The sequence below is a fragment of the Paenibacillus sp. Soil522 genome, from assembly GCF_001428245.1.
Classification (GTDB): Bacteria; Bacillota; Bacilli; order Paenibacillales; family Paenibacillaceae; genus Pristimantibacillus.
Window position 1 is genome coordinate 22,471 of sequence record NZ_LMRV01000063.1, and the last position, 6,548, is coordinate 29,018.

The 6,548-nt window shown below is 49.0% G+C and carries 6 protein-coding genes; 1 reads left to right on the top strand and 5 read right to left on the bottom strand.

The features are described from left to right. Positions 1-657: 657 nt before the first annotated feature. The 5 genes from ASG81_RS20530 to ASG81_RS20545 form a co-directional block, all read right to left on the bottom strand. Positions 658-1,542: an ROK family protein gene (locus tag ASG81_RS20530; protein ID WP_056638550.1), complete on the bottom strand. Its 885-nt coding sequence runs from the start codon at positions 1,540-1,542 to the stop codon at positions 658-660. Positions 1,543-1,692: 150 nt separating this feature from the next. Next, entirely contained in the window at positions 1,693-3,090 is a 1,398-nt protein-coding gene (locus tag ASG81_RS20535; RefSeq protein ID WP_200961564.1) for a sugar porter family MFS transporter, read from the bottom strand. A 276-nt stretch (positions 3,091-3,366) separates the two neighbouring features. After that, positions 3,367-3,474 carry an AraC family transcriptional regulator gene (locus tag ASG81_RS31165; protein WP_155971729.1) on the bottom strand — a complete coding sequence of 36 codons (108 nt, stop codon included), beginning with the start codon at positions 3,472-3,474 and terminating at the stop codon, positions 3,367-3,369. Positions 3,475-3,562: 88 nt separating this feature from the next. Next, a complete protein-coding gene (locus ASG81_RS20540) occupies positions 3,563-5,011 on the bottom strand; it encodes a sensor histidine kinase (RefSeq protein WP_056638554.1) in 1,449 nt (482 codons plus the stop codon). Next, entirely contained in the window at positions 5,008-6,000 is a 993-nt protein-coding gene (locus ASG81_RS20545; RefSeq protein WP_056638557.1) for a substrate-binding domain-containing protein, read from the bottom strand. The genes ASG81_RS20540 and ASG81_RS20545 overlap by 4 nt, the downstream gene beginning before the upstream one ends. A 137-nt stretch (positions 6,001-6,137) precedes the next feature. Here ASG81_RS20545 and ASG81_RS32220 point away from each other — a divergent pair, with 137 nt between their 5' ends. Beyond that, positions 6,138-6,425 (top strand): tyrosine-type recombinase/integrase, encoded by a 288-nt coding sequence (locus ASG81_RS32220; protein ID WP_268795805.1) that lies wholly within the window; start codon positions 6,138-6,140, stop codon positions 6,423-6,425. Positions 6,426-6,548 lie beyond the last annotated feature (123 nt).

Sequence of the window (6,548 nt, forward strand, 5' to 3'; positions counted from 1 at the left end):
ATAGGTTTAGACCTTCTTCGCCATTCTTTTTGCCAACTCTTTTTTGCTGTTTCAAATAACTTCATTTTTACCGCCTCCAAAAACAATCATAACAAATAACTCCTTTTAATTATTTATGAAAAATGTACCAATCCTTCTTTCGCTAATCTGAAAGCTTAATGACGCACCCAGTCTAATACTAATTTTTTAAAAAATCGAATACAAAAAAATGGTACTCGATGTTCCTTTTCAGCTACCCACATGCGTTTTCACCAATTTAACAGATTGGTCATTTTGTTAATTTCGGTGTTTCCGATCTGTGGTAGCTATACATACCTGAATCGAGTAGGAGGGGACGGCTAGCCCCCGACCTCTCAGTCGAGTAGCCCGCTGGAGTTTCACCCGCAGGCTCTCACAGAACCGTACGTGAACCTCTCGATTCATACAGCTCTTATCATTCAGCCATAGGAGTGATTCCAAGAACCCAATGTGGATACATATTGGGTTCTCTTTTTGCATGCGCCCATGCTGGGCGCACGCAAAAAAAAGAATCCTTCGACCAGGATTCTTTTTTGCTCTAAACTTGAGTGCTATCTCCAGCAGACTGAATTGCAGGGTCATCCTTTTCTTTACCGGGTTAAGTTCAGTTCTAATTTCAAGACTGTCTTTCGTCCCATGTCATGAGATCCGATTTTTTGCTGCAGCCCACCCAAGTGCCAATGCGCCGCACAAACCGGCATTATTCCCCAAGCCAGGGGATACAATGTATTCTTGGATATTTGTAGTGATGGCGTCCGAACTGACATACCCCTTTAGATTATTTTGCACCTCGGTACGTATCATAGGTAATAACTGCTTCTGCTGCATAACACCGCCGCCCAAAATAATTTTTTTCGGCGAGAGCATCAAGATCGCTCCTGTAACAGCTTGACCGATGTAGTATGCTTCCATGGCCCATGCCGGATGCTCCAGAGGCAGCTCACTGCCCTTCATATTCCATCTCTTTTCAAGTGCAGGACCCGCTGCCATGCCTTCCAGACAATCTTCATGATAAGGGCAAATCCCTTCAAACTCGTCTTCCGGGTGGCGTCTGGTTAACATGTGACCGCCTTCAGGATGCACCAGGCCGTGAACAAGCTTGCCTTCCGCATAGACGCCTACGCCGATTCCAGTACCGATTGTATAATAAACGCAACTATCCAAGCCTTTGGCAGCACCCCATACGGCTTCGCCATAAGCCGCTGCATTGACATCCGTATCCCATCCGAACGGAACATCAAACGCTTTCTTGAGTGTCCCCAAGAACGGATACCCCGACCAGCCTGGCTTTGGGGTTGTCGTGACGTAACCATACAACTCGCTTGCAGGGTCGATGTTGATCGGGCCGAATGTTCCAATTCCGATGGCCTCGACTCCCTTGTCCAGAAAATAAGCGATGATATGATCGAGTGTACGTTCCGATCCTTCAGTCGGAAAACTGAACCGGTCCTCTATCTCTCCATTTTCATTCCCGATTCCACAAACAATCTTTGTTCCGCCTGCCTCGATCGCACCGATACGCATTTGAAGTCTCCCCTCTATAGGTGGTTATTTGTTTGACGTTGGCTGTACCAACAGAAAGATCTCCCGGCCAGCTATATAATCAAGCAGACCGGGAGGGGATGCGAGTGTAGCCGCCTCAATATAGTCCGATAATCCGGGAACGGTCCATCCTTATTTTGTTGACCATAGAGTCTCGATTTCCTCCAGCGATTTGCCTTTCGTTTCGGGAATCGCACGCCAGGTGAAGCCAACCGTGATCAAGGACATGAGAGCGAATAGCCAGAAGGTCGTCGCCGGACCAGCGGTATGAAGCAGAGGCGGAAACGACTGGGAAACCACGTAATCCGCTATCCAATGCGTCATAGTTCCAATGGCCACGGCTCTTCCGCGAATTCGGCTCGGGAAGATTTCGGATAGAACTACCCAAAGCACAGCGCCGAGCGAAACGGCAAAGGAAGCCACATAGAGCAGGATGAAGATAAGTAACAACGGTCCGGAGGTATTACCTGTATGAAAAGCGAGGCCGATGACCGTCAGGCATATCGTCATCGAAGCAGAACCGATAAGAAGTAGCACTTTTCTTCCCACCTTATCGACGAGCCACAAAGCCAATATCGTGAAGAGCAAATTAACGAAACCGATCAGGATAGTTTGAATCAGCGAAGCATTCGCACCGGCGCCGGCTTCCTTGAAAATGACCGGAGCGTAATACATTACGGCATTTATGCCCGTAACCTGTTGGAGGGCCGCCAGAACGATACCCACCATCAAGGCAACTCTCATACCGGGCATAAACAACTGCCGAATCGACCCTCCGCTTTCCTGCTTGGATACTTCCTTGATAGCCAGCACTTCCTGTCTGGCCAAATCTTCACCGTGAATTTTAAGTAAAATCTTCAGCGCTTCCGCTGGCCGTCCCTTCTTGATCAGCCACCGGGGACTTTCAGGTACGAAGCACAGCAGCACCAGGAACAGTAAGCCAGGAACGGCACCTGCGGCAAACATCCAACGCCAAGCGGTGGAAACATCCCATGCGTCGTCTCCGTAGCCGGAAATCCACGTATTCACAAAGTATACAAGGAAAATTCCGGTAACGATGGCAAGCTGGTTCAGGGCAACCAGCCGGCCGCGATATTTGGCCGGTGCAATTTCCGCGTTATAAAGCGGGCATAGGGCTGAGGTAATACCGATCCCGAAGCCGCCGATCATACGGGCGATAATATAACCGGTAAACGTATCAGGGAGGGCAGAGCCGACAGTACCGATCATAAAAATGATAGCCGCCGCTATCAGCACCTTTTTCCTACCGAACATGTCACCCAATATCCCGGAGACGGAAGCGCCCGCAATACAGCCGATAATGATACTGGAAACGGCCCACCCGAGCTGCACCTGATTCAATTGAAAGCGCTGTTCCAAAAAGCCGAGCGCTCCCGATATCACAGCCGTATCGAATCCAAATAATACACCGCCCAAAGCCGCTACGATCGAAACAAGCGTTACAAACACCATATTTGGCTTTTCCAGCTTCTGTTCGATCTGTTGTTCTGCCTGTTTTTCTATCTGCATATCAATCTCTTTATTGATGACTATTGACAATGTTATCCACTCCTTTCCATATTCCACCTTAATCTTTTCATAGAATTATAGCATGCGCAGCACCCGGACAAAGCCGCTATCGTCTGCACTTATCCGTGTTCTTCCTGTATTGATTTAACCCGGTGCCGTATGTTCTGGTGATATGAGGAGTAAACTAGCATATTTTTGTCCTGATAAACACAAAAAAGTCCATGCCTGCAGGCATGGACTTTCAAAAATTCATATAAAATAGTACACCGTAAGGGCTCATCTGGCTTGGTCGAGGTACTCGGTAAAGGTGATGTCCGTTACTCTTTTAAACATCCGGCTAAAGTAATTCGGATCCTTATGACCGACCTCGAAGCATATCGCCACCGCCCATTCTCTGCATGGATCACTTGGAACTCATCCGGCATCATGTGTTGAACAATCTATTCGAGCCCTTCCCCGTTCAAGTACTTCGTCATCCGCGATCAACAGACGGTACATAGTTCGTTTCGACCTCCTTTTCCAAAGGAATCAGAATCGTAAACTTCGTTCCTTTGCCAGGCTCGCTCTCAATGTCCACAAGATCCTTGTTTCCGTAGAACAGATGCAGCCGTTTGAACACATTTCTTGTACCGAGCCCCGTGGATTTCTTCTTCTCCGTTCCGGCTTCCAGCCGGAGCAGGGCCTGACGGAGCTCCTCGCTCATGCCGATTCCGTTGTCCGACAGCGTGATGCGCACATTCTCCGAAGTACGGGCCATTTCCAGACGGATAAGTGCGCCTTGTTCCATATCTGCAATGCCGTGCATGAATGAATTCTCAACAATAGGCTGAAGCGTTAGTGACGGTATCAGCACATGGAGTGCGGAATCATCGATTTCCATCTCGAAGCTGATGCGGTCGCGGAAGCGTGCCTTTTGAATCGTAATGTATTCTTTGACGTGCTCTAGCTCATCCCGCAGTGTTACAGGCCGGTCCAGCTTTTGCAAATTGTACCGTAAGAGATTGGACATCGACACGATGAGATCACTGCATTTCTCCGCTCCTTCCAGCAGCGCCAGCTTGGAGAGCACATTGAGTGTATTAAACAGAAAGTGGGGATTGATCTGGCTTTGAAGCGCCTGAAGCTCCAATTCCTTGACAAACCGGTCCTTTTCCAGGCTTTCTTTATCCTTCTCGATCAATACCATCAGGTCATCCGACATTTTCTTGAAAGCATCAGACAAAATGCCGAGCTCGTCATCCGAGCGCGGCGGCGGTTCAATCTTCAGGTTTCCTGTGGAAACCTGTCTGGCCAGCGCGACAAGACGGCTTACCGGGACGGTGATACTGCGGGAGATCCAAACGGCGATCACGACGCTCAGCAGTGTGTTGACGACGAATATGGCTGCACCCAAATGGTTGATACGCCTAGTTTCCTGCTGGATTTGCTTATAAACAGGCTGGTAGAAGCTCAGCTCCAAATCCACGAGATGTTGCCCTTCCTCCCTGATAAAGCCGGTTGTTTTCTCGGCTTCTTCGTAATGGGCCAGCGCGATGCGCGGTGACGAGGTTCTTGCAGCAGTAAGCGCGGCTTGCTCCTGTTCTATAAGCGTATCCAGCATATGGGCATACCCCGTTACCGCCGAAGCCAGTTGGGAGGAAGCGGATCTATCGATAAGAATTCCGCGTGTTGCAAGCAGCCGCTCCCTCGCCTTCCCCAGCTCGGCGGTACTACTGTCGGCCGGGTTGAGCAAATAACCGTAAAGCGTTTTTAGATGGTCTTCTGCCGTCTGGACGGATTGCTTGTACAGCAGGATGCGGTCCGTCATCTGATCATAACTCTGCTGCACGGTTTTTCCGCTCTCAAATAAAAAGTACATGACCGAATTCACAAGCAGCACGAGCAGGGGAATGAACAGCAGCAGCTTCGTTCGAATCGTCATGGGCAGCTTCCTCCCGTTTCGCTGCCGGCCTTACTGTTTGTAAGGATATTGGCTTCTGTAAAATACTGCGGCGTTGGCTTCTTCCCTTGGAAATAGTCATGCAGCAGGGAGATAGCGCCATAACCCATCTCATACGGCTGCTGTACGATGGTCGACACCATCCTGCACTTCCGGATGGCTTCTTTCGTTTCAGCCAAATCGTCAAACGCGAAAATGTTCAGTCCTTGCGGCCGTATACGGCCTGCGGCTTCCAAGATCCCCATCCCGTCCAATGCACTGAACCCGACCATATAGCCGACCTGCGGGTATTGCACAAGAATTTCTTCGGCTTGCTGTGCCGCCTGCAAACGAGAAATATTGGACGAGCGCACGTCGACGATGCTCAGTTCCGGGTAACGGTTGATCACCGAACGAAAGCCAGTAAGCCGAAGCTGTTGGCTGTACGCTTCCTCATTGGCGATCAGCACACCGATGCTGCCTTTGGCTCCTGTCGCCTTCACAATTAACTCACCCATGGTTTTGCCCGCGTTCAAGTTGTCTGTTCCAATATAGGAGAGTCGGCGGCTGCCAGGTTCATCCGCGTCCACTGTAATTACCGGAATTCCTTGGACTGTGGCTTTGTCAATCAGCATCCGGTACTGCGGATCGTTAATTCCCTGCACCAGAAGTGCGTCTGCTTTGGATGCTATGGCTTTCTCGAGCAGCCTGATCTGCTCGACGGGATTGATTCGGAAAGGCCCGTTATATTCGAAATTCATCCTGTACCTCTCGGACGCCTCCCTGGCTCCCTGTTCGATGGTTCGCCAGAAAGGATTGTCAATCTCCTGAGCGATTAACACGACGCGAGGAGGCGGGTTACCGTCCAAAGGGCGGGATTTCGGATTAACCAGCTCACGGATATGCAGTGTAGAAAGCAAAAACTGCAAGAGTAGACAGGTAAATAAGATAAAAAGGACAACGATTCCATAATTCCACTTTCGGGACAACATGCTGCACCCCTTTTCTGCATAGTAGACTCATTATATAAGAATAATGAAGCAAACGAAAAGAAAGGAGATTATTGAAAAACCTAATTAGAGCTTCAACCTTCATGGAATAAAGTCTAACAACTATCACTCCCGCCGGTATCAAGGATGCCTTCAACAAAGCGGTGAAACGAACGAATATCACCAAAGATGTATCCGTTCATACGCTGTCCCATTCCTTTGCCACGCATTTGCTTGAAGATGGCGCTACCCTCTTACAGATTAAAGAATTACTCGGCCATGCCAATATTCAGTCTACGACGATTTACCTGCACCTGGCCAATACCACTTCAGGTGTGAAAAGCCCATTGGACCATTCACCAAAGAAGGCACGTACATCCGACGCTTCCCATGCTCGACTTTCGATAATTCACTATTCATTTTGTTAATTTTATTATTTAAGCGTTTCCTAACTATGATAGCTCTCTGAACTAAATCTGAACACAAAAAAAGGTCCCGAGGATCTTTTCCACGGAACCTTTATTTATCGGTGCTTTGCCATGCATCCCTTA